Origin of the sequence: Methylomonas aurea (assembly GCF_024505045.1) — a bacterium.
Taxonomy (GTDB): Bacteria; Pseudomonadota; Gammaproteobacteria; order Methylococcales; family Methylomonadaceae; genus Methylomonas; species Methylomonas aurea.
In genome coordinates this window covers 52,282-71,883 of the sequence record NZ_JANIBM010000013.1, presented here as the reverse complement: position 1 = coordinate 71,883, position 19,602 = coordinate 52,282, and the positions used below count along the sequence as shown (strand labels likewise).

Below are 19,602 nucleotides of genomic sequence, written 5' to 3'. Positions count from 1 at the left end.
CGGGCTTAGCCGATATTCTGGCTGTTCAGATAATCTTCGTAACTGCCGCTGAAATCGACGATGCCGGTCGGGGTTAACTCGATGATCCGGGTTGCCAGCGACGAGACGAATTCGCGGTCGTGGCTGACGAAAATCAAGGTGCCGGGATAGTTTTCCAAAGCCGCATTCAAGGATTCGATCGATTCCATATCCAAATGGTTGGTCGGCTCGTCCAGCACCATCACATTGTTTTTTTGCAGGATCAATTTGCCGAACAGCATCCGGCCCTGTTCGCCGCCGGAAATCACTTTCACGGATTTGTTGATCTCATCGTTGGAAAACAACAAGCGCCCCAGCGTGCCGCGAATCGTTTGGTCGTCGTCGGATTCCTTGCGCCACTGGCCCATCCATTCGATCAGCGACATGTCCTCGGCAAAATCCTCGGCGTGGTCTTGGGCGAAATAACCCACTTCGGCGTTCTCGGACCATTTCACTTCACCGCTGTCAGGCGTCAAATCGCCGACCAAGGTCTTCAATAAAGTGGATTTACCGATACCGTTCGGCCCGATCACCGCCACCCGTTCGCCGACCGCGATCATCATGTTCAGATTTTTGAACAATGGCTCTTCGCCATAACCCTTGGCCAAATCCTTGACTTCCAGTGCCAATCGGTACAACTTTTTGGCCTGATCGAAGCGAATAAACGGATTGACCCGGCTGGACGGCTTGACTTCGTCGAGTTTGATTTTCTCCAATTGCCGAGCCCTTGAGGTGGCCTGCTTGGCTTTGGAGGCATTGGCCGAAAAGCGGGCGACGAAGGTTTGCAATTCGGCGATCTGGGCTTTTTTCTTGGCATTGCTGGCCAGCAATTGCTCGCGCACCTGGGTCACCGCAGTCATGTAATCGTCGTAATTACCCGGGTACACCCGCAATTCGCCGTAATCCATATCGGCCATATGGGTGCAGACGCTGTTCAAGAAGTGGCGGTCGTGGGAAATGATCACCATGGTGCAGTCGCGCTGGTTCAGGATGTTCTCCAGCCAGCGGATGGTGTTGATGTCCAGGTTGTTGGTCGGCTCGTCCAACAGCATGATGTCGGGATTGGAGAACAAGGCTTGCGCCAGCAACACCCGCAATTTCCAACCCGGCGCCACCGCGCTCATCGGGCCGTTGTGCTGTTCCAGCGGAATATCCAGGCCCAGCAGCAACTCGCCGGCCCTGGCTTCCGCGGTGTAGCCGTTGTATTCGGCAAACACCGCTTCCAGCTCGGCGGCGCGCATGTAGTCGTCTTCGCTGGCTTCCAGGTTGGCATAGATCGCATCGCGCTCGGACATCGCCGCCCACATTTCGGCGTGGCCCATCATCACCACATCCAGCACGCGTTGGTCTTCGTAGGCGAACTGGTTCTGGCGCAAGATGCCGAGGCGCTCGTTGGCGTCGATGCTGACGTTGCCGGACGATGGTTCCAGATCGCCGCTCAGGATTTTCATGAATGTCGACTTGCCGCAGCCGTTGGCGCCGATCAGGCCGTAGCGGTTGCCGTTGCCGAACTTGACGGAAACGTTTTCGAACAGGGGCTTGGCCCCGAATTGCATGGTGATATTGGCTGTAGAAATCAAGGGAATGTCCGTAAATGGTCAACAGAATGGCGACTGAGCGCCAGAGATGCGCTTGCGCGCCGGCAGCGGCAAAACAAAGCGGCGATTTTACCAGAGTTTGGCTGAGACCGATTTGCAATGGCCGCGAAACGACGGCCCGGCGCCTGTTACAATCGACGCCCAACATTAAGCCGCAATCCGCTTTAACAACCTGCAACAGCCCAACCCGGCGAGGCCATGACCGAATCCAGCTACCCCATTCTGTACAGTTTTCGCCGCTGCCCGTATGCGATGCGCGCCCGCTTGGCGATCGCCGCAACCGGCATTTGCGTTGTGATCCGCGAAATCGAACTGCGCGCCAAACCGGCGGAAATGCTGGCGATCTCGGCCAAGGGCACGGTACCGGTGTTGCTGCTGCCGGACGGCCAGGTCATCGACGAAAGCCTGGACATCATGCAGTGGGCCTTGGCGCAGAACGATCCGCTAGGCTGGTTGCCCGCTTCGGATAAACCCGACGCCGAGCGGCTGATCGCAAGCAACGACGGCGATTTCAAATACTGGCTGGACCGCTACAAATACGCCGACCGTTATCCAGAACATCCGGTCGAGTACTATCGGCAACAGGGCGAACGTTTCCTGGTCGAACTGGAGCAGCGCCTGCAACGCAACGCCGGTTTCTGCGGCGAGGGTTTCGGTCTGGCCGACGCCGCAATCCTACCGTTCATCAGACAGTTCGCCGCGGTGGACGCCGCCTGGTTCGCCGCGTCGCCCTACCCGGCGTTGCGCGCAGCGTTACAACAATTCGTCGAATCCGAGCTATTCGGCAAGGCCATGGAAAAATACCCGGTCTGGCAAGCAACGGATGCGGCCAACTTTTTCGGAGCCCATCCCGACAGGAGCAGCCTATGCTGAAAATCTATAGAAAAGTCGTCGTCATCGATTCGAATCCGACCGACCCGCGGCTACCGCCGCCGCCCAAATCGTTATCGCAGCGACTGACCGGATTATTGGCGATTCCGGCCATGGTCGCCGGTGCCATCGTCGGCACCTTGGTATTTTCGGCGCTGTTTGCCATTCTGCTGATTCCGTTGTCGATCTTGGGCTTCAAAGTCTGGCGCGCCTGGCGCACTGCCCAACGCCAGCAGGCCGAGCAAACCCTGGACGCCGAGTACACCGTCATCTCCAGCGAGCGCGACGACAACCGCCCCGGCCGCTAACCATCCCGCAAAAAAAGGCCTCTAACCTTGCGGGAAGAGGCCACGTAAGATGCAGAGCATTTACAACGAGGAGGTACTACGAAAATCGGGAAACGCTTAAATCCGGACCGGTTTGGCAACGCTCAGGTTGCTGGCCAACGATGCCGCGCCGAACAGCAATGTCGACAGCACGAACTCGCCCGACATGAAGCTGAAAATACCGGTGGTGAAAAACAGACCGGTAACGATGTCTTTGAATTTTGACTGGTTCATTTTTCCGCCTTGACTGAATTAAGTCGAATCGTTGAAGTTGGGTTAACTATAAACTTTTAATTTTTATTTACAATAAGCCTGTTTATAGATGATTTGTTTCTTTATGAGAAACAAAAGTCAGCACCGAACCGCCCGCCACGATATCGGGCGGAAAATGACTGAGAATTTTTCAGGCAATCCTTTAGCCACAACATTCAGGAGTACGCCGTCATGAGCCACCATTTAAACCTGCTCCGCGCGATATTTCAGGACCCGGTCAGCGGCAACTTGCACTGGCGCGATATCGAATCGCTGCTGCGCCACTTGGGCGCCAGCGTCCAACCCAGCCACGGCGCGCGCTTCCATGTGGTGTTGAACAAAGTCGAAGGTTTTCTGCACCACCCGCACCATAGCGGCGTTTGCAGCAAACAAGAGATCAAACACCTGCGCGAATACCTGAGCCATGCCGGCATCAGCGTGGCACAATACGAAGCGGACCGGCACAAATCCGGTTAAGCGTCGGTTGCCGCGTTCATTTCAAGGATGCCTCCACTAACAGCGCGTAAGCGATGAGACTATTCGGAAAGTTGTGCCGGCTGGCGCTATTCCTGACGCCGGTGTTAATCGCGCTGGCGATTTACGCTGCACTGGACGCCAAACCGCTGTTGCAAAGCCGCGCCGAATTGACGCCGGAGCAAATCGGCCGCGCCCGGCAATTGTTCCACCAGAACGATCCGCGCCGATTGCGCTCCGGCACGGTGGCCCGCCTCAGCCTGGAGCAAGCCGATCTGGACCTGGCTTTGAACTATTGGGCCAACCAATTCGCCGGCGCCAGCGCCAGCTTGCAGCTGGAACAAAATCGGGCCCGGATCGACGCTACCTGGCCATTGCCGGCCAATCCGTTCGGCGGCTACTTGAATCTGCGGCTGCAACTGCGACAGAAAATAGGCTTGCCGCAGATCGAATCGGCTCGCCTCGGCTCGCTCAGGATACCGGGGCCGCTCGCCGAACTGGCGGTCAAAGCCGCAGTCGCCGGACTGCCGTTGCCGATCGACCTGAAACTCGTCGCCGGCGTCGTTCAACATGTGCAGTTCCTGCCGCAACGCGCCAGCGTGTATTACCGCTGGCAAGCCGATTTGCCGGGCAAATTGCGCCGCGCCCTGCTGGCCGACGCCGAAGCCCAAATCCTGGAGCCGTACCAACGCCGACTGGCCGAACTGAGCCGAAACACACCGGACCGCGCCAGCCTGACGGCATTGACCCAGCCGCTGTTTCAACTGGCGCAACGTCAAAGCCGGACCGGCGACCCTATCGCCGAAAACCGCGCGGCAATTCTGGTGCTGACGCTTTATGTCAACGGCATTCCGTTAGCCAAAGCGGTACCTCAGGCAGCACTTTGGCCGCGTCCGGTCCGACACACGCTACTGCTGAACGGCCGCGACGATTTGACCAAGCACTATTTGGTGTCGGCGATGCTGGCGGCCTACTCCGGCACGCCGCTGGCCGATGCGGTGGGTCTATACAAAGAAATCCAGGACTCGCGCGGCGGCAGCGGCTTTTCGTTTCCCGACCTGGCCGCCGACCGCGCCGGCACCCGAATGGGCGAAGCGGCCGTGGCCGACCGCAGCCAAGCCGTGCGCCTGCAGCAACGTCTGGCCCAGGCCGGCGAAGCGGAGCTGATGCCAGCCACCGCCGACTTGGTCGAATCGATGACCGAAGCCGAGTTCACGCAGCGCTTCGGCGGCGTCGACGGCGCCGTCTACCGGCAAACCCTGGAAACCATCGAACGCCGCATCGCCGAACTGGCGCTGTTCCGGGATTGAAGTGGGAACAATTCGGGCAACAAAAAAGGCGGGCCCTTACGGCACCCGCCTTTAACTAGAGTTTAAGCCGATTCGGCTTTGCCGCCCGGACTTAAACCCTAGGCATCGCCCGCAGTTTTTCGACGACTTTGTCGCCGAATTCCTGAGTGCTGATCATCGTCACGCCACTGCCCGGCTTGGACAGGTCGGCGGTGGAATAACCGTCGCCGAACACGCCCTGCATCGCCGCCCAGACGTTTTTGGCTTCGTCGGCCATATCGAAGCTGTTTTCCAGCATCATCGCCACCGAACCGATCATCGAATACGGGTTGGCGATGTTCTTGCCGGCAATGTCCGGCGCCGAACCGTGCGACGGCTCGTAATAGGCTTTGTCCGGACCGATACAGGCCGACGGCATTAAGCCCAGCGAGCCCAAAATACCGCCGCCCTGGTCGCTCAAAATGTCGCCGAACATGTTTTCCATCACCATCACGTCGAACTGGGTCGGTTTCAGGCACAACGCGGTGGCGGCGGCGTCGACCAGGTAGTTGACGACCTGCACGTCCGGATAGTCCTTCGCCACTTCTTCCATCACCTCGTTCCACAATACGCTGGACATCAGCACGTTACTTTTATGGATGTTGTGCAGCAATTTGCGGCGTTTTTGCGCCAGTTTGAAGGCCTCGTGCATGATGCGGCGAATTTGCTCTTCGTCGTATTCCAGGGTTTCGCGGACATAGCGCTGGCCTTGCTCGTTAACCCCGCGCTCCTTGTTACCGAAATACAAGCCGCCGACCAGTTCGCGCACCATGATCAAATCGATGCCTTCGCCGATCACTTCCGGTTTCAACGGCGAGAAATGCGCCAGCGATTTGGGCAAGGACACCGGGCGGAAGTTGGCGTAGGTGTTGTAACGGCGGCGCATCGGCAGCAAGGCGCCGCGCTCGGGTTGTTTTTCGACCGGGATTTTTTTCGATTCCTCATGGCTCAAGCCGATCGGGCCTTTCAGAATCGCGTCGGCCTGATCGCAGATGTCGATGGTGGCTTGCGGGAATGCGTCGCCGGTTGCGAAGTAAGCGCAGGCGCCGAACAGGGCCGGCAGCAATTCGAATTTGACGTCGTTGCGTTCTTCGATGACTTTCAAGACTTTGATAGCTTCCGCGGTGATTTCAGGGCCGATACCGTCGCCGGCCAGGACTGCGATTTTGTAGTTTTTCATGGGATGGTGAGTGTGAGTGGTTAAAGCTTTAAAACGGGAATTTTCGATCGGTCAATAAACGGCGGATTTTATCAGATCAGCAGCGCCGCTTCCCCCGAAAACAGTCTTTCCCACGAAATCTGGGGGCGAAGAAGATATACGATTTCGATTAAGCCTTAGCTGCGCGTCCTTAATATGGTCGAAAGACTAATTTGCAGTAACATAAGTTAAAAACATTATTCACGACGTTTGCGTCGGGGACGTTCTATCGGTTCTGTCGGTTGGTAGGCTTTCAGGCCAGTATCACCGGTCAATATTTCAACCCGAAAACTCATCGTCGCATAAAATTCGGCAACGTCTTTGATCGTTGCATCCCCCAATGACATTTTCTGACTGGCTAAATCTGGCCAATTTTCAGCCAAACCGATCAATTTTTCGGGTGCCCATAATTCTGATTGCTGGGAAAACGCTGCCCAGGGTGTTTCCTCGTTAGCGCTCTTTTTAATCAAATCCGCTAACGCAACAGCGCGGTCTCTTCGGCTATGTTGGGCTTGTGCAATGTGGTTGCCCGTTTCGATAATCGTTGCCAACGGTAAAACAAAAATCGTTTTGTCCTGTTCTTCTAATTTTATTTTTTCCGCTACGCGATTTTTATCCCATTTGTCGCAATCCGGGCCGCAATCGGCCATGCCGGGAACGTCGAGCCAGACGCAGAGAATGCTGGTATCCAAGATTAATACTTTTCTCATCCTTGGGTTCCTTGCTTGAGTGCAGCCTCGATTTTTCCGGCAGTCGAAAGCTGGCCCAACGAACCGCTGGCCATTAACTTTGGCAATTGCTGAATATCCTCAAGTTGGCTCAACAGGCTCGCCCCAGTTTGCATATCACGGTGAGCAACTGTAATAAAGGGCACCATACGAGTCCCAGCGGCGTCCAATAAAGCTGGGTTGTGGGTGGTAACGATAACGTCAATTTCGCGCGACTTACCCAGAGTTCGTAACATCCCGATCAAAACATGCGCGCGCGAGGGATGAAGACCATTATCAACTTCTTCAATTACCAATAAACTCCCTGGCGAACGGGTCAACATGGCCGTCACAATAGCCAAATACCGCAATGTACCATCCGACATTCCTCGTGCATCGACTGTATGCGAAACGTTGCCTGACCAACCTTCCTCACAATAAAGCATCGCGTCGGTCTGGAATTTTCCTACCGGTTCGGTCCAGATTCTCTGGATATCGCGTTCTGGTAAAGCTCTAAGGTAGTTGGTCAGCGTCTGCTCAACTTCTGCTTTACGCCGATCATCAAGAGCGGCTAACACTCCAGCGATATTGGCTCCATCAGCTTTTAACTTTTCCGAGAAAGGCGTGTAATCACGCATATGGCTGGGAACCGGATCAAAAACGAAAATTTGTTGTAATTGTGTCAAGACCTGCCTGACACCGTCTTGCACTTCTTTGCGAAGATTGAATACATCAGCTTGCAACAATACTGCGTGCGATCGATTGACATCAATGCGTTTGCCGCGGCCCTGACTGCCCGTGGAGAAATAAGCGGGAATACCCGGTGCGAGAGGTTCAGGCGGTTGGGTATAAAACAACTTTGTTTCTTTCGGCACATTACTGCGTGCGCCATACTTCAAGGACACTAATTCTTCATGCACCACTTCGGCCTTGATACCGTTGACTTGTACTTCGATTTGATAACGGTAATCCTGAGTTTTAATCTCGCCTTCTAATGTGACCGACAATAAAAAGTTTTTGGCCGACTTATGGCAAATCCACTCGATGCCACCTCGAATTGGCGGTAAATTGACATCACCGTTAATTGCCTGAAAAATTCCGACTCCAGAAGCGATACGCTGTAGAAACAACAGAGCGTCCAAAGTGTTTGATTTGCCACTGGCATTCGCTCCAATAATGATGGTCAGAGGATCTATATAAAGTGTGCTTTCAACAAAGCTTTTCCAGCCTACTAATTTGATTTCTTTAAGCAAGTCAGACTCCCAAAATTTCTTGCCAATATTTAACTTACCGATTGGTCGAGCAGTATAACGACAGTGGTGGACGGTATCATTTCATTTCATCATTCCGACGGGCTCCTGCGCTCGTCGTTATACACATCTCCCCCGACATCCTGTTGGACATCCAAAGCAATGACGAAGTCGCGCAGGCGCTGTAAGCGAATTCACATGATCTTGGCTCACGCTGGACCATCGTGTTTGTGGGCGAAATAGCTTCCTAAACAGGCTACTCCTCGCCCAACCGGGGTGGCGAGGGCTGCATGCCGCAGGTTGATTCGGCAACGATCAGCCGGTGAATCAACGCCGAATCGGAAAGAAGCAAGCTAACCAATTCTTGGTTACGATTTTTTGAAATTGCTGACCCAAACCGAGGTGTCGACCAATTATCATGCAGACGGTTCGGTTTGGCTGCGTTCCCCGGGAATATCGGCCATCTCAGGCAGCCCACATAGCATTTAATCAACCTGCTACCGAATCTTCATCGTTCCCGCGCTCAAACCGACGATAACGGCGATTTAACCGACCGAACCGAACCTTGGCGGACAAGGATTGCGCAATTCACATCGCGGCCGGGAGGAGTAGAATTAGACCGACCAGCAACGGAGGATCGAACCATGGCAGTTGCCGAAAAGTTGAAGTTGAGCTGTGCCGAGTATCTGCAAGGCGAAGAGACCGCGACGGTAAAACACGAATATTTGGACGGCGAGGTCTGGGCCATGGTCGGCGCCAGCGATGCGCATGTTTCCATTGCTATGAACCTGGCCTTCCTACTGAAACAAGCGCTGAAACAGTCGCCTTGCCGGACTTATATTTCCGACATGAAAGTCAACGTCGCCGCGGCCAACGCCTTCTTTTACCCGGACGTACTGGTGAGTTGCAATCCCAAAGACCGGGACAACCGTTTGTTCAAACAACACCCGGTATTCATCGCCGAGGTATTGTCGCCCGCCACCGAAGCTTTCGACCGCGGCGCCAAGTTTGCCGCTTACCGCCAACTCGACAGCCTGCAGAGCTATTGGTTGATCGACAGCCGGACTCAGGCCATCGATTGCTTCCGGCGCACCGCAGACAACGCCTGGCTGCTGCACAGCCATACCGGACCTTGCGATAAACTGGCAATTCCGGAGCTGAATTTGGTATTGGATTTTGCCGAAATATACGCCGACGTCGCGTTGGATTCCGAGCCGCCGCTGACGGCACCCCTCGGTTAAGCCGCTAAGGCAAGCCCGCCCTAACCCGCAAACACCGACAACACCTGCAAAAAACTGTCCTCCAATTCCGCCCGCAAATGCAATCTCTCGCCGGTCGCCGGATGCGTAAAAACCATCTCGGTCGCGGCCAGCATCAAACGGCCCTGGCCGAAGCGTTCGGCAAAATAACGGTTATGGCGGCCGCGGCCGTGGTTGGCGTCGCCGATGATCGGATGGCTGATGTGCTTCATGTGCCGACGCAGTTGGTGTTTGCGGCCGGTTTCCGGGTAGAGCTCGACCAGGCTGTAGCGGCTGGTGGCGTGGCCTTCGATAGCGACCGGGATTTCCGTTGTCGCCAGCCGCCGGTAGCGGGTGCGGGCCTCGCGTTCCGCTTGCGGTTCGCCTTTCCGGCGGCGGTCTTCGGGTTCGTCGCGTAACGGATGGTCGATCAGGCCTTGTTCCGGCGTCCAGCCGCGGACCATGGCTTGGTAGGTTTTGCGCACGTCGCCGGCCATCAGCGCTTTGCCCAGGCTACTGGCGGTTTGCGGGTCGCGGGCGAACACCAGCAAGCCGGAAGTGGGTCGGTCCAGCCGGTGCACCGGGTAGACGTGTTCGCCGCCGTTCAAGGCCCGGGCGTATTGCAGAGCGAATTCGGTTTCGTGTTTATCGATCGGGCTGCGGTGCACCAGCAAGCCGGCCGGCTTGTGCACCGCCAGCAACCACGGGTCGCGGTAGATTTCGGTGAGCGGGTTGTTTAAGTACACAGAGTTAGGCTGTCAGGTACGCAATGCGTTGCCCTACGCCTTTGGGCTGGCAGCCATCTCGTGTAATTGAATGTTGATCAATTTGATCGTCGCCAAAATGCCGGCAAACACTTGGTTGACGTGGACGCCGCGGGTCTTGCGCAACTCGTTGCCGCAGTCCCAGGTGATTACGCACTCGGTCAGCGCGCTGGTATGGCCGCCTTTCGGGATGCGGATTTCGAAATCGGCCAGCGTCGGCAGCCGATACTCGTAATGTTCCAGTACCTTGCCGATGGCGTCAATAAAAGCGTCGAAACCGCCGCTACCGGCACCGGTGGCCTGGTGCTTGTCGCCTTTGACATCGACCCGGATACTCACCGTGGACGGCAAATCCAGCCCGCTGTTGATCGAGCAAGCCAGTAATTTGATGTGCTGGTAGCTCTTGCTTTCCAGCACGTCGGCGATGATGAACGGCAGATCATCGGTGGTGATGGTCTGCTTGGAATCGCCGATGCTGACAATGCGCGCCAGCACTTTCTTTTGATCTTCCTCGGAAAGATCGAGCTCCAGTTGCTCGAGATTTTTCTTCAGCGAGGCTTTGCCGCTCATTTTGCCCAGTGCGTAACTGCGGGTGCGCGAGAAGCGTTCCGGACCGAGTTTGGTTTTGTACAAACCGCCCTTCTGGTCGCCGTCGGCGTGGATGCCGGCGGTCTGAGTAAAAACGTCGGCGCCGACGATGGGTGCGTTGGCCGCGACCCGCTTGCCGGAAAAGTTTTCCACCATGTCGCTGATCCGCACCAGATGGTTTTCGTCGATTGCCAATTCCAGCCCCATCTTGTCGCGCAACACCACGGCCACTTCCGCCAGCGAGGCGTTACCTGCCCGCTCGCCCAGGCAATTGACGGTGCAGTGCACCGCGCTGACGCCGGCCCGCACCGCCGCCATCACGTTGGCTGTCGCCAAACCGTAATCGTTGTGCGGATGGAAATCGAATTGCACTTCCGGATAACGCTGGCACATATCGCTGAAGCTGGCGAACACTTCGTCCGGCGCCATCACGCCCAAGGTATCCGGCAGCATGAAATGGCTGACCGGGCTTTGCCGCAGCCGGTCCATCAGACCATAGACATAATCCGGGCTGTCCTTGTAGCCGTTGGACCAATCCTCCAGATAGACGTTGACCTTCAAACCTTGCTCATGGGCATAGCCGATGGTTTGCAACACGTCGGCGCTGTGTTGGTCCAGGGTCTTGCCGAGTTGCTCGCGGCAATGTTTCTCGCTGCCCTTGGCCAGCAGATTGATAACTTGGCCGCCGGTGGATTTGATCCAATCCACGCTGCGGGTGTGGTCGACAAAACCCAGCACTTCGACGCGCTCGGCAAAACCTTCCTGCCGCGCCCACTGGTTGATCAGCGTCACCGCTTCCTTCTCGCCTTCCGACACCCTGGCCGACGCCACCTCGATCCGGTCGACGCGCAGGTTTTGCAACAAGGCTTTGGCAATGCTGACTTTCTCCATCGGCGTGAAAGCCACGCCCTGGGTTTGCTCGCCGTCGCGCAGCGTCGTATCCATCAATTGAATGTGTCTGGCCGATGTAGACATGGTTTTCGTCGGTGTTGGTCGAGGTATTGCGCCCGGCGGCGAAACGCAATTGCGCGCCTATCGCCGCCGGGCTTGACCGGTTATTGTCCCTCAACCGGCACCCGCTTTGCAATTTGCGGCCGGATTCGCCGCCTGCCCCCGGCCGTCAACGCCGGGTATAACGATGTTTGACGCCGACCGGGAAATATTCGGCATCGCCGAAGCCGTGCAGCGTGATCTGCGGTAACTGGCGTTCGGTTGGCGTGTAATGGGCGAACTCGCTGTTCAAGCGCAGCAATTGGGCTTTGACCGATTCGGCGATGGCCGGCACCATTTCCGCGGTCGGCTCCACGCCGGGCAACAGTTCCACCGCAATCTGCAGTTCCTTGTCGCCGTCGGCGGTTTCCCGGGTCTGCAACACGAACTTGCCGGTGGCCCAGGCCGCGATCTGCGGCTGCTCCAAACCGACCGTCACGTTCTCCGGATAAATATTGGCGCCGTAATAAGACACCGTGAAATCGGCCCGGCCGAACACGAACACGAACGGCAACTCCCGCGGCCGAAAGTCGGCCGGCAAGCCCAGATCGGTAGGCGATGTTACGCCGTATCGGCTTAAAAAATCCCGCATCTCGGCGAACGCGACCAAGCCGCCCTTGTCGGCGATGTGGTAGCGCAGCAGCGGTACGCTGGATGCGCCGGATACCACCAGGGTACCGTCGTGCAATTCAAAAAAGCGGCTGGCCGGATCGTATTGCACCAGGGTCGGTAGGCGCGACTCGCCGAACAAGGCCCGGGCCGCATCCGGCCGGTCGGCCAGCCAACGCCGGATCGCGACGCTGTAAGGGGTTTCGTTACCCAGCACGCCGCCGTCGGCGGTGCCGTACAACGACGCACTGTCGCAGCAAATATCTGGAGAGCCGGTGCGTCGGGCCAGCAAGCTGCGCCATTCCTCGCTGAACACTTCGCCGGCGAATACCAGCTTGGGCCGGTACTTTGCCCACTCCATGCCTTCGGCGATGCCGGCGTCGATCACGTCCTTGACGAACGGCGGATAGCCCAGCAACACGGTTTGTGCGAAGTGCGGCGCCAATTCGCGCACCACCCGCAGAATCTCAGCCTTGTTGTTGCCCGGCGTCGCCACCATCAGCGGATAGCCCTTGCGCGCCAGATGCCAGCAGCAGGAGGTGGTAAAGATGCCGCCGACCCAATTGCCCAAGGCAAAACACACCACCGCCAAAGTGCTACGCCGATCAGCTTGAAAGCTGTCGGCAAACACTTGCTCGAAACGCAGCGCTACCTCCAATTCGTCGGCGGCGGCGCGCGGCCAGAAGGTCGGCTTGCCGGTGGAACCGGACGACACCGCCACCCGGTCCGCGCCGTGCAAGCTGCCACCGAAGCAGCGTTGCGGTAGCGGATAGGCCTGCATGTAATCGGCCTTGCCCATCAACGGCAGATTGTTGAACGCCGCATAATCGTTGACCTGCGCTGGGTCGACCTGTCGCGCGGCCAGAAAATCGCGGTAGGCTGGCACCTCGGCGGCGCAGCGTTTGAACAATTGCAAAAACTTGTGCCGGACATCCAGCTCGGCGTTTTCGGCCAGCAAGCGATCGAGCGGCGTATTGACGAACCGATCGAACGATTCGGCGGCGGGCGGCAGCGGAAAATCGGACATGGCAATCCCCACGGAAAAAGTCGAAGCCAGATTGTAGCGCCATCCCGGCTCAACCCGCCCCGCATTTGCGCGATAATCGGCTTTTCCTCGTCCGGCGTACCGATCATGCAAGCACTGGTTTTATCCGACACCTTGGCCTACCGTACCGACTTTGCCGAGCCGGTGCCGGCAGCGGACGCCGCCTTGATCGAACTGCGTCTGGCCGGCATCTGCGCCACCGATCTGGAATTGGCGCAAGGTTATGCCGGCTTCCGCGGCATTCCCGGCCACGAATTCGTCGGCCGCGTGGTGGCAGTCGGCAACCCGCAACACGACGCTTGGCTGCAACAACGAGTGGTCGGCAGCATCAACATCGGTTGCCAAACTTGCCAGGAATGTCTGCAACACGGCCCGGAACATTGCCCGAACCGGCGCGTGCTGGGCATCCGCGGCCAACACGGCGCCTTCGCCGACTATCTGACCCTGCCGATTCGCAACCTGCAGCGCATTCCCGACGCGGTACCGGATCGGGCGGCTGTGTTCACCGAACCGCTGGCGGCGGCGTTACGCGTAGCCAAGCAACTGCCGCAGTGGCCGGCCGGCGAAATCGCCGTGGTTGGTCCGGGCCGGCTCGGCCTGTTGATCGGCAAAGTGCTGGCCCTGGCCGGCCACGACGTCGTGATGCTGGGCCGGACGCCGGCTTCGCTGGCTTTACCGGCGGCTTGGGGCTTGCAGACCGGTCTGGCCGCCGATTGCCCGGACAACCGTTTCGATTGCGTGGTCGATGCCAGCGGCAACGCCGCCGGCTTTACGGCAGCGCTGCGCCTGACCCGACCGCGCGGCACGCTGGTATTGAAAAGCACCTTCGCCGCCGGCGCGGCGCTGGATTTAAGCAAAATCGTCGTCGCCGAAATTACGCTACTCGGCTCGCGCTGCGGGCCGTTCGCTGAGGCGGTGGCGTTATTGGCGAAAGGCGCCGTGCCGGTGGAGACTTTGATAGACGGCGAATACCCGTTGCGCGACGGCGTCGCCGCGTTCGCCCATGCCGCCCAGCCCGGCGTGCGTAAAATTCTGCTGCGGCGCTAAACCGAGTCTTGCCGATGTAAACCGACGATGGTCCGAATATTGACCAGCATGGCCACACTCTCGGCCAGCAACGCCGGCCAGGCCTGCCAATACAGGTCGTTGCCGATCCAGGCCAGGCTGGACGCCAGCAAGGCCATGCGCATGCGCCGATTGTCCAGATAAAACAACGCGACGGTGGTATTGATGGTCGCAAAGCCCGGCGCCAACGATATCGGCCCCTGCCAGGAAAATGCGGTGAACGCGGCGAACGCCAAAGTAAAGCCCGCCGCCGTCCAATGTTTGCCGGCCCCGTGGGTCACGTAAGCGGATAACAACGTGCGCAACGCGGTGCCGGCCATGTTCAAGCCGGCAGTCCAGGCATTCAGTAAAAAATACTGGCCGGCCCAAAACAAGGCGCCGGCCGCCGACCAGCGCCGAAACGCCCGGCCGCCCGGCAACCAGTAGGCACGCCACTCCAGCACGATGCCGATACTGCCGACCGCATAGGCCAGGCTGTGCAAATCCAGGGTGTCGATCAGTGCGGCCAAATGCGGTAGATTCCTTGTCGTAGATTAAATGCGACCGCTAGCGTGTTACCTGCCGGCGCGCCCGTTGTTCGGACCGGGCCGTTAATGTCCGATACGGCCCCCGTCCGACAGCGATGATATACACTAATCCGGATCGGGCATACCGTCGGCCAAAGCCAAGCTTCGCAACCCGACCCAGCAAACCCGCCATGTTTCATTACCAAATCGATACCGAAATCGAAATCGCCGCTCCGGCCGCCAAAGTCTGGGCTATTTTGTCGGACTTTGCCGCCTACCCGGCCTGGAACCCGTTCGTCCGCGCCATTTCCGGCGAAGCCAAAGTCGGCAGCCGCTTGCAAGTGCACATCCAGGCCGGCAAAACCATGAAATTCCAACCCATCGTCATTACTGTGGAGCCGGAACGGGAACTGAAATGGCTGGGCCGGGTTCTAGTCCCCGGCCTATTCGACGGCGAGCACCGGTTTACCATCGACCCGCTGGCCGCCGACAAAATCCGCTTCCGCCACAGCGAGCGTTTCAGCGGACTGCTAATCCCACTTTTCGCCGCCGGCTTGCAACGCGACGTGCTGCCCGGTTTTGCAGCGATGAATCAGGCGCTGAAAGACCGAGCGGAGCAGCAATAATGCGGGCTGAATAGGATTCGGCAGAACCGAAACGCCATATTCATTACCATAATTTGTATGACTGGATTGAACAGTGTGAAACACAGCTTGAAAATTAATTATTATCCGTTTATTGAAAAACAGTTTATTAGGCGTTAGTTTGGTTAAAAAACAACTATATTCCGTGATATTTTCAACCTCATCAGCTAAATATAGATTACCCACCTTGACAAATATAGAAAACCAACAACCTGTTAAAGATGAAAAATCATAACATAAGTATTTATACGCATTGTGGTAATAGTTAATTTAATGTAAAAAACAAAAAAGTTTTTGACTTCTGATTCGGAAAAACCAAACTGCCGGAAGTTACTTAGGAAACGTCATATTTTTTTGTCAAAAGGTTGAATTTTATGAGCAGAAATATTAAGTCACATTTAATTAGTCTGGCTGCACTTCTCGTTTCCAGCATGGGATATGCAACAGATAATTCGCATTTTAGTGGCGTTTACACTGGAGCAGCGGAATGGACAGACTGGAATACAGCCGAAACAGGCAATCCGGGCAAGGCTCATGGTATATTGCGCAGCACTCGCACTATCGTAGATTATTTTGGGGAAGTATACGGAGAAATTAATCACCCGCCGGTAGATAATAATGTCGCAAGCACATATACAAACGGAAAATTTTGGGGCTGGGTGCCTGAAGCCTCATTCAATGTTGTCGATTCGCTTAATACACCGGACTCCGTGGGCGATATTATTTTGATACAGGGGAATTTTCCTCAAGAAAATAAAATTGTTTTTTCGGAACCGGTATTGAACCCCTATATCGCCATCTGGAGTCTTGGTAACATCACTAACCCGGGTCCGGACTCGTTTACCTTCAATTTGAAACCGGAATTGGTAGTGGGTGGGCCAGCAAATGCGGCGCAAGGTAATTATGTATTTGCCGGCAGTGAGTCAATCACGGTAAATGGTAACACCGTTTATGGAGTAGAAGGGAATGGCATCGTACAGTTCCACGGATTAGTGAAAGAAATTTCTTGGACGGATTCGGCAGAGGGTAACAACGGTATTGGTGGTAATTACGGTTTTACCGTTGGTAGTGTTAAGTTGTCTAAAAACGACTGTAAAAAAAATGGTTGGCAGAATTACGGCATATTTAAGAACCAGGGCGACTGCATTAGTTTCGTTACCACTCATTTTAAGAATCAGCCAGCTAATGAAATCCAATAGACTACTTACTAATCTCTACGGAGACTACGAGAGGTTAGATCGGACATTTCGCTAAGCCACGTAGGGTACGCACCGCGTACCTTCAGGTCCTCGCTAACATGATGGTCTTCTAATGGTACGCGATGATTACCCTACACCTGGATTAGGCGACAAACCAAATCATTGACAGCCTCCCCCTCGACCTTGCTGGCGCAGCATCAAGGCGACGGAAAAACAGCCCCTGTCATGGCATTCACCCCGCTGCGGCCATTAAAACCGATGCGCGACAGTCTGGTATTAGCCGAACTCAGCCAAAATATACTGACAGGCGCTTCTGCAAATTACGTATCCTTGAATAAACTGCTCGGCAAGTAGCCAACAATTGCCAGCTCACCCCCCAAGCGCCCGAATCTCCCCACGCAACCACGCCAACTCCGGATTGGCTTCTACCCCCGTCCGCCAGATCGCTGCGAAATCGAACGGTGGGATGGGTAGCGGCGGTTCCAGCATGATCAGATTGGCCGGTAAAGCCGATCCGGCGACGGCGCGGAAAGCGACCGTCAAAACCAGGTCGGTGCCGGCGAGCAAGGCGGCGGCGACGGTAAAATGCGGCATGATCACGGCGATGCGGCGGCGCAGACCGCGCGCGGCCAACGCGGTATCGACGTGGCTGTGGTGCATGCCCTGCACCGAGACGTGCACGTGCGGCGCCTGCAGATAATGATCCAGCGTCAGTTTGGCCGTAACCGGCAGGTTGTTGCGGTCGGTCAGTACGACGAAATGCTCCTGAAACAATACGTCGGCTTGCAGGCCCTCGGCCAGCATCGGAAACACGCCGAGCGCCGCGTCGAGCTCCCCTTCCGCCACTTGGCGCAAGGTTTCCAGCCGGGAATGTTGCGACAACTGCAAATCGACGCCGGGTGCGATTTGGCGCAGCCGTCGCACCAGGCCGGGCAAGACCACCGCCGATCCGTAGTCGCTGATTCCCAAACGAAAGCAACGCCGGCAGCGTTGCGGCTCGAAAGCCCCGGCCGCGACGACGTTACGCACCTGAGCCAGCGCGTCGGCCAACGGTTGCGCCAAGGCGGCGGCTCTGGCCGTCAACCGCATTTCGTTGCCGACCCGCACCAGCAACGGGTCGGCGAACAGATCGCGCAACCGGTTCAAAGCATGGCTGACCGCCGGCTGCGTCATTGCCAGCCGTTGCGCGGCGCGGGAAATATGGCGCTCGGCCAGTAACGCGTCCAGCACCACCAGCAGGTTCAAATCGATATGCCGCAAGTCATGCACCGGATTCATAGCGCTATTGCCATTTCTTCATTTCAATTACTTTGAATAATATCCGAAACTCAGCCACGTCCCATTTTCCGAACGCTAAAGCGCAGGAGACCGCCATGGCAGATAACTCTACAGCACTCGAATTCAACGCCGGCTTGCGCGTCGCCCAAGTCCGGATCGCCCGCCCTACCCGGCAACTGGACGCGGTGACCCGGTTTTACCGCGACGGCCTGGGGCTGGCGGTAATCGGCTCGTTTGCCGGCCACGCCGGTTACGACGGCGTCATGTTTGGCTTACCGGGCAGCAGCCATCATCTGGAATTTACCCAACACCACGGCGACAGCCCGTGCGGGATTCCGGCTCCGGATAATTTATTGGTGCTGTACGTGCTCGACGCCGGACAGCGGCAAGACCTGTACCAGCGCCTGGCTGCGGTCGGCGCCCGCGAAGTGGCGCCGGAAAATCCGTACTGGCTGGACAAGAGCCGCACATTCGAGGACCCGGACGGCTGGCGGGTGGTCATCTGCGCGCAAACCGGAGTCTGAGGCGATGGCACTGCGACACGGGCTGCTGGCCTTGCTCTGCGTGCTGGTCTGGGGCGGCAGTTTTGCCGTGATCCGCTGGGGCTTGCACGATTTGCCGCCGCTGGCCTTCGCCAGCCTGCGCTTTTCCGTGGTGGCGCTGTTGATCCTGTTCGTCGGCCGGCCGGCCATCAGCTGGCGGATGCTGTTGCTCTACGGCTGCGGCTGGGGCGTGGTGCAATTCGCCGGCCTGTTCCTGGCCTTGCGCTTCGGCTTGCCGACCAGCCTGAGCTCGGTGCTGGCGCAATTGCAGGTGTTTTTTACCTTGCTGTTCAGCGTCGCCTTGGGCTGGGAATCGCTGAGCCGGCGAAAATTGTTCGCACTGGCCTTGGCCGTTATCGGCGTCTGTTTGATCGTGTCCTACCGCTCCGCCGATTTGCCGGCCGCGGCGCTGGGTTTCAGCCTGCTCGGCGCGGCCGGCTGGGCCAGCGGCAACCTGGTGGCCCGGCGTTTGGCGGTCGACGGCCTGCGCGCCGACACGCTGGCCTTCGTCGCCTGGGCCTCATTGCCGCCGGCCGTGATCTTGGGCGGGCTCAGCGCTGCGCTCGAATCGCCGCAACAAATGCTGGATTTGTCCGCGGAGGCCGCCGGCCGCGCGCTGGCGGCGGTGTTGTACCAGGCGCTGGGCGCGCTGCTGATCGGCACGCTGTGCTGGAACCGGCTGCTCAGGCATTACCCGGCCACGCTGGTCGCGCCGTTCTCGTTGCTGGTGCCGGTGATCGGCTTGCTGTTGGGCGTGATGCTGTTCGACGAAAAGCTGTCCGCGGCGGCGATCGGCGGCTGCCTGTCCTTACTGCTGGCCTTATGCGGCAACCTCGGCGGGGCCCGGCGGGCGCGGATTTGATCCTGGCACGAAGTAGTCGGCTTACATCAAATGCCGTTTTGGAACAACATCCCGAATTGAGCTTCTTGTTCAAAACTGCCTGGTTTCGACAAGGATGTGGAACGCCTGCGCCATCCTTGGCTCCTGAATTCGGGCATTCCCTGCCGGAACCAGGTACTTTCCTTGACTTAACCGCATCGGGCATTGCCTGCCGGGGCGACCTGCTGTGCTCAAACTAACGCCCCCCCAGGATCCGCCTGCCGCCTGCCTTG

General features: G+C 57.4%; 21 protein-coding genes. 11 read left to right on the top strand and 10 right to left on the bottom strand.

Features of this window, described 5'->3' with window-relative positions; genetic code table 11:
• Window positions 1-5 precede the first annotated feature (5 nt).
• On the bottom strand, window positions 6-1,598 hold the full coding sequence (locus NP603_RS12410; protein ID WP_256611199.1) for an ABC-F family ATPase: 1,593 nt from the start codon (window positions 1,596-1,598) through the stop codon (window positions 6-8).
• A gap of 216 nt (window positions 1,599-1,814) precedes the next feature.
• On the opposite strand from NP603_RS12410, the gene NP603_RS12405 reads away from it, so the two are divergent.
• A complete protein-coding gene (locus tag NP603_RS12405; RefSeq protein ID WP_256611198.1) occupies window positions 1,815-2,489 on the top strand; it encodes a glutathione S-transferase in 675 nt (224 codons plus the stop codon).
• The gene (locus NP603_RS12400; protein WP_256611197.1) at window positions 2,483-2,794 is read left to right on the top strand and encodes a hypothetical protein; all 312 of its coding nucleotides are present in this window, start codon (window positions 2,483-2,485) and stop codon (window positions 2,792-2,794) included. The genes NP603_RS12405 and NP603_RS12400 overlap by 7 nt, the downstream gene beginning before the upstream one ends.
• Before the next feature lie 96 nt (window positions 2,795-2,890).
• Here NP603_RS12400 and NP603_RS12395 read toward each other — a convergent pair whose 3' ends face one another.
• A complete protein-coding gene (locus NP603_RS12395) occupies window positions 2,891-3,046 on the bottom strand; it encodes a hypothetical protein (protein ID WP_186289564.1) in 156 nt (51 codons plus the stop codon).
• 210 nt (window positions 3,047-3,256) lie between these two features.
• Between NP603_RS12395 and NP603_RS12390 the strand changes: the two genes are divergently transcribed.
• Both NP603_RS12390 and NP603_RS12385 read left to right on the top strand, forming a co-directional pair.
• Window positions 3,257-3,541: a type II toxin-antitoxin system HicA family toxin gene (locus tag NP603_RS12390; protein WP_256611196.1), complete on the top strand. Its 285-nt coding sequence runs from the start codon at window positions 3,257-3,259 to the stop codon at window positions 3,539-3,541.
• A 53-nt stretch (window positions 3,542-3,594) separates the two neighbouring features.
• A complete protein-coding gene (locus tag NP603_RS12385; protein WP_256611195.1) occupies window positions 3,595-4,848 on the top strand; it encodes a YfiM family lipoprotein in 1,254 nt (417 codons plus the stop codon).
• 91 nt (window positions 4,849-4,939) lie between these two features.
• On the opposite strand, the gene leuB is transcribed toward NP603_RS12385, so the two are convergent.
• The 3 genes from leuB to NP603_RS12370 form a co-directional block, all read right to left on the bottom strand.
• Window positions 4,940-6,046 (bottom strand): 3-isopropylmalate dehydrogenase, encoded by a 1,107-nt coding sequence (gene leuB / locus NP603_RS12380; protein WP_256611194.1) that lies wholly within the window; start codon window positions 6,044-6,046, stop codon window positions 4,940-4,942.
• 215 nt (window positions 6,047-6,261) lie between these two features.
• A complete protein-coding gene (locus tag NP603_RS12375; protein WP_256611193.1) occupies window positions 6,262-6,774 on the bottom strand; it encodes a hypothetical protein in 513 nt (170 codons plus the stop codon).
• Window positions 6,771-8,024, bottom strand: a complete 1,254-nt coding sequence (locus NP603_RS12370; protein ID WP_256611192.1) for an AAA family ATPase — start codon at window positions 8,022-8,024, stop codon at window positions 6,771-6,773. The genes NP603_RS12375 and NP603_RS12370 overlap by 4 nt, the downstream gene beginning before the upstream one ends.
• A gap of 641 nt (window positions 8,025-8,665) precedes the next feature.
• Between NP603_RS12370 and NP603_RS12365 the strand changes: the two genes are divergently transcribed.
• A complete protein-coding gene (locus tag NP603_RS12365; RefSeq protein WP_256611191.1) occupies window positions 8,666-9,262 on the top strand; it encodes a Uma2 family endonuclease in 597 nt (198 codons plus the stop codon).
• A 20-nt stretch (window positions 9,263-9,282) separates the two neighbouring features.
• On the opposite strand, the gene NP603_RS12360 is transcribed toward NP603_RS12365, so the two are convergent.
• The 3 genes from NP603_RS12360 to NP603_RS12350 form a co-directional block, all read right to left on the bottom strand.
• Window positions 9,283-10,005, bottom strand: a complete 723-nt coding sequence (locus NP603_RS12360; RefSeq protein ID WP_256611190.1) for a pseudouridine synthase — start codon at window positions 10,003-10,005, stop codon at window positions 9,283-9,285.
• 33 nt (window positions 10,006-10,038) lie between these two features.
• Window positions 10,039-11,586: a hydroxymethylglutaryl-CoA lyase-like TIM-barrel protein gene (locus NP603_RS12355; protein WP_256611189.1), complete on the bottom strand. Its 1,548-nt coding sequence runs from the start codon at window positions 11,584-11,586 to the stop codon at window positions 10,039-10,041.
• Window positions 11,587-11,731: 145 nt separating this feature from the next.
• Entirely contained in the window at window positions 11,732-13,237 is a 1,506-nt protein-coding gene (locus tag NP603_RS12350; RefSeq protein ID WP_256611188.1) for a phenylacetate--CoA ligase family protein, read from the bottom strand.
• A 105-nt stretch (window positions 13,238-13,342) separates the two neighbouring features.
• On the opposite strand from NP603_RS12350, the gene NP603_RS12345 reads away from it, so the two are divergent.
• On the top strand, window positions 13,343-14,302 hold the full coding sequence (locus NP603_RS12345) for an alcohol dehydrogenase catalytic domain-containing protein (RefSeq protein WP_256611187.1): 960 nt from the start codon (window positions 13,343-13,345) through the stop codon (window positions 14,300-14,302).
• Here NP603_RS12345 and NP603_RS12340 read toward each other — a convergent pair.
• A complete protein-coding gene (locus NP603_RS12340; RefSeq protein WP_256611186.1) occupies window positions 14,299-14,829 on the bottom strand; it encodes a YgjV family protein in 531 nt (176 codons plus the stop codon). The two genes, NP603_RS12345 and NP603_RS12340, sit on opposite strands and share 4 nt — an antisense overlap.
• A 188-nt stretch (window positions 14,830-15,017) precedes the next feature.
• Between NP603_RS12340 and NP603_RS12335 the strand changes: the two genes are divergently transcribed.
• From NP603_RS12335 to NP603_RS12325, 3 genes are all read left to right on the top strand, one after another.
• A complete protein-coding gene (locus NP603_RS12335) occupies window positions 15,018-15,452 on the top strand; it encodes an SRPBCC domain-containing protein (protein ID WP_256611185.1) in 435 nt (144 codons plus the stop codon).
• A gap of 392 nt (window positions 15,453-15,844) precedes the next feature.
• Window positions 15,845-16,669, top strand: coding sequence for a hypothetical protein (locus NP603_RS12330; protein WP_256611184.1), 825 nt, complete (start codon window positions 15,845-15,847; stop codon window positions 16,667-16,669).
• A 225-nt stretch (window positions 16,670-16,894) separates the two neighbouring features.
• On the top strand, window positions 16,895-17,023 hold the full coding sequence (locus NP603_RS12325) for a hypothetical protein (protein ID WP_256611183.1): 129 nt from the start codon (window positions 16,895-16,897) through the stop codon (window positions 17,021-17,023).
• Between the two features lie 15 nt (window positions 17,024-17,038).
• Here NP603_RS12325 and NP603_RS12320 read toward each other — a convergent pair whose 3' ends face one another.
• Window positions 17,039-17,947: a LysR family transcriptional regulator gene (locus NP603_RS12320; protein WP_256611182.1), complete on the bottom strand. Its 909-nt coding sequence runs from the start codon at window positions 17,945-17,947 to the stop codon at window positions 17,039-17,041.
• A 95-nt stretch (window positions 17,948-18,042) separates the two neighbouring features.
• Between NP603_RS12320 and NP603_RS12315 the strand changes: the two genes are divergently transcribed.
• Window positions 18,043-18,471, top strand: a complete 429-nt coding sequence (locus tag NP603_RS12315) for a VOC family protein (RefSeq protein ID WP_256611181.1) — start codon at window positions 18,043-18,045, stop codon at window positions 18,469-18,471.
• 4 nt (window positions 18,472-18,475) lie between these two features.
• The gene (locus tag NP603_RS12310; RefSeq protein ID WP_256611180.1) at window positions 18,476-19,351 is read left to right on the top strand and encodes an EamA family transporter; all 876 of its coding nucleotides are present in this window, start codon (window positions 18,476-18,478) and stop codon (window positions 19,349-19,351) included.
• Window positions 19,352-19,602 lie beyond the last annotated feature (251 nt).

What these genes read in the sequence shown, in the direction of transcription:
- NP603_RS12335 (WP_256611185.1), top strand. Translation starts at nt 15,018, where the DNA reads ATGTTTCATTACCAAATCGATACCGAAATCGAAATCGCCGCTCCGGCC.
- NP603_RS12330 (WP_256611184.1), top strand. Translation starts at nt 15,845, where the DNA reads ATGAGCAGAAATATTAAGTCACATTTAATTAGTCTGGCTGCACTTCTC.
- NP603_RS12315 (WP_256611181.1), top strand. Translation starts at nt 18,043, where the DNA reads ATGGCAGATAACTCTACAGCACTCGAATTCAACGCCGGCTTGCGCGTC.
- NP603_RS12345 (WP_256611187.1), top strand. Translation starts at nt 13,343, where the DNA reads ATGCAAGCACTGGTTTTATCCGACACCTTGGCCTACCGTACCGACTTT.
- NP603_RS12375 (WP_256611193.1), bottom strand. Translation starts at nt 6,774, where the DNA reads ATGAGAAAAGTATTAATCTTGGATACCAGCATTCTCTGCGTCTGGCTC.
- NP603_RS12355 (WP_256611189.1), bottom strand. Translation starts at nt 11,586, where the DNA reads ATGTCTACATCGGCCAGACACATTCAATTGATGGATACGACGCTGCGC.
- leuB (WP_256611194.1), bottom strand. Translation starts at nt 6,046, where the DNA reads ATGAAAAACTACAAAATCGCAGTCCTGGCCGGCGACGGTATCGGCCCT.
- NP603_RS12350 (WP_256611188.1), bottom strand. Translation starts at nt 13,237, where the DNA reads ATGTCCGATTTTCCGCTGCCGCCCGCCGCCGAATCGTTCGATCGGTTC.
- NP603_RS12395 (WP_186289564.1), bottom strand. Translation starts at nt 3,046, where the DNA reads ATGAACCAGTCAAAATTCAAAGACATCGTTACCGGTCTGTTTTTCACC.
- NP603_RS12385 (WP_256611195.1), top strand. Translation starts at nt 3,595, where the DNA reads ATGAGACTATTCGGAAAGTTGTGCCGGCTGGCGCTATTCCTGACGCCG.
- NP603_RS12365 (WP_256611191.1), top strand. Translation starts at nt 8,666, where the DNA reads ATGGCAGTTGCCGAAAAGTTGAAGTTGAGCTGTGCCGAGTATCTGCAA.
- NP603_RS12405 (WP_256611198.1), top strand. Translation starts at nt 1,815, where the DNA reads ATGACCGAATCCAGCTACCCCATTCTGTACAGTTTTCGCCGCTGCCCG.
- NP603_RS12310 (WP_256611180.1), top strand. Translation starts at nt 18,476, where the DNA reads ATGGCACTGCGACACGGGCTGCTGGCCTTGCTCTGCGTGCTGGTCTGG.
- NP603_RS12325 (WP_256611183.1), top strand. Translation starts at nt 16,895, where the DNA reads ATGGCATTCACCCCGCTGCGGCCATTAAAACCGATGCGCGACAGTCTG.
- NP603_RS12390 (WP_256611196.1), top strand. Translation starts at nt 3,257, where the DNA reads ATGAGCCACCATTTAAACCTGCTCCGCGCGATATTTCAGGACCCGGTC.
- NP603_RS12320 (WP_256611182.1), bottom strand. Translation starts at nt 17,947, where the DNA reads ATGAATCCGGTGCATGACTTGCGGCATATCGATTTGAACCTGCTGGTG.
- NP603_RS12400 (WP_256611197.1), top strand. Translation starts at nt 2,483, where the DNA reads ATGCTGAAAATCTATAGAAAAGTCGTCGTCATCGATTCGAATCCGACC.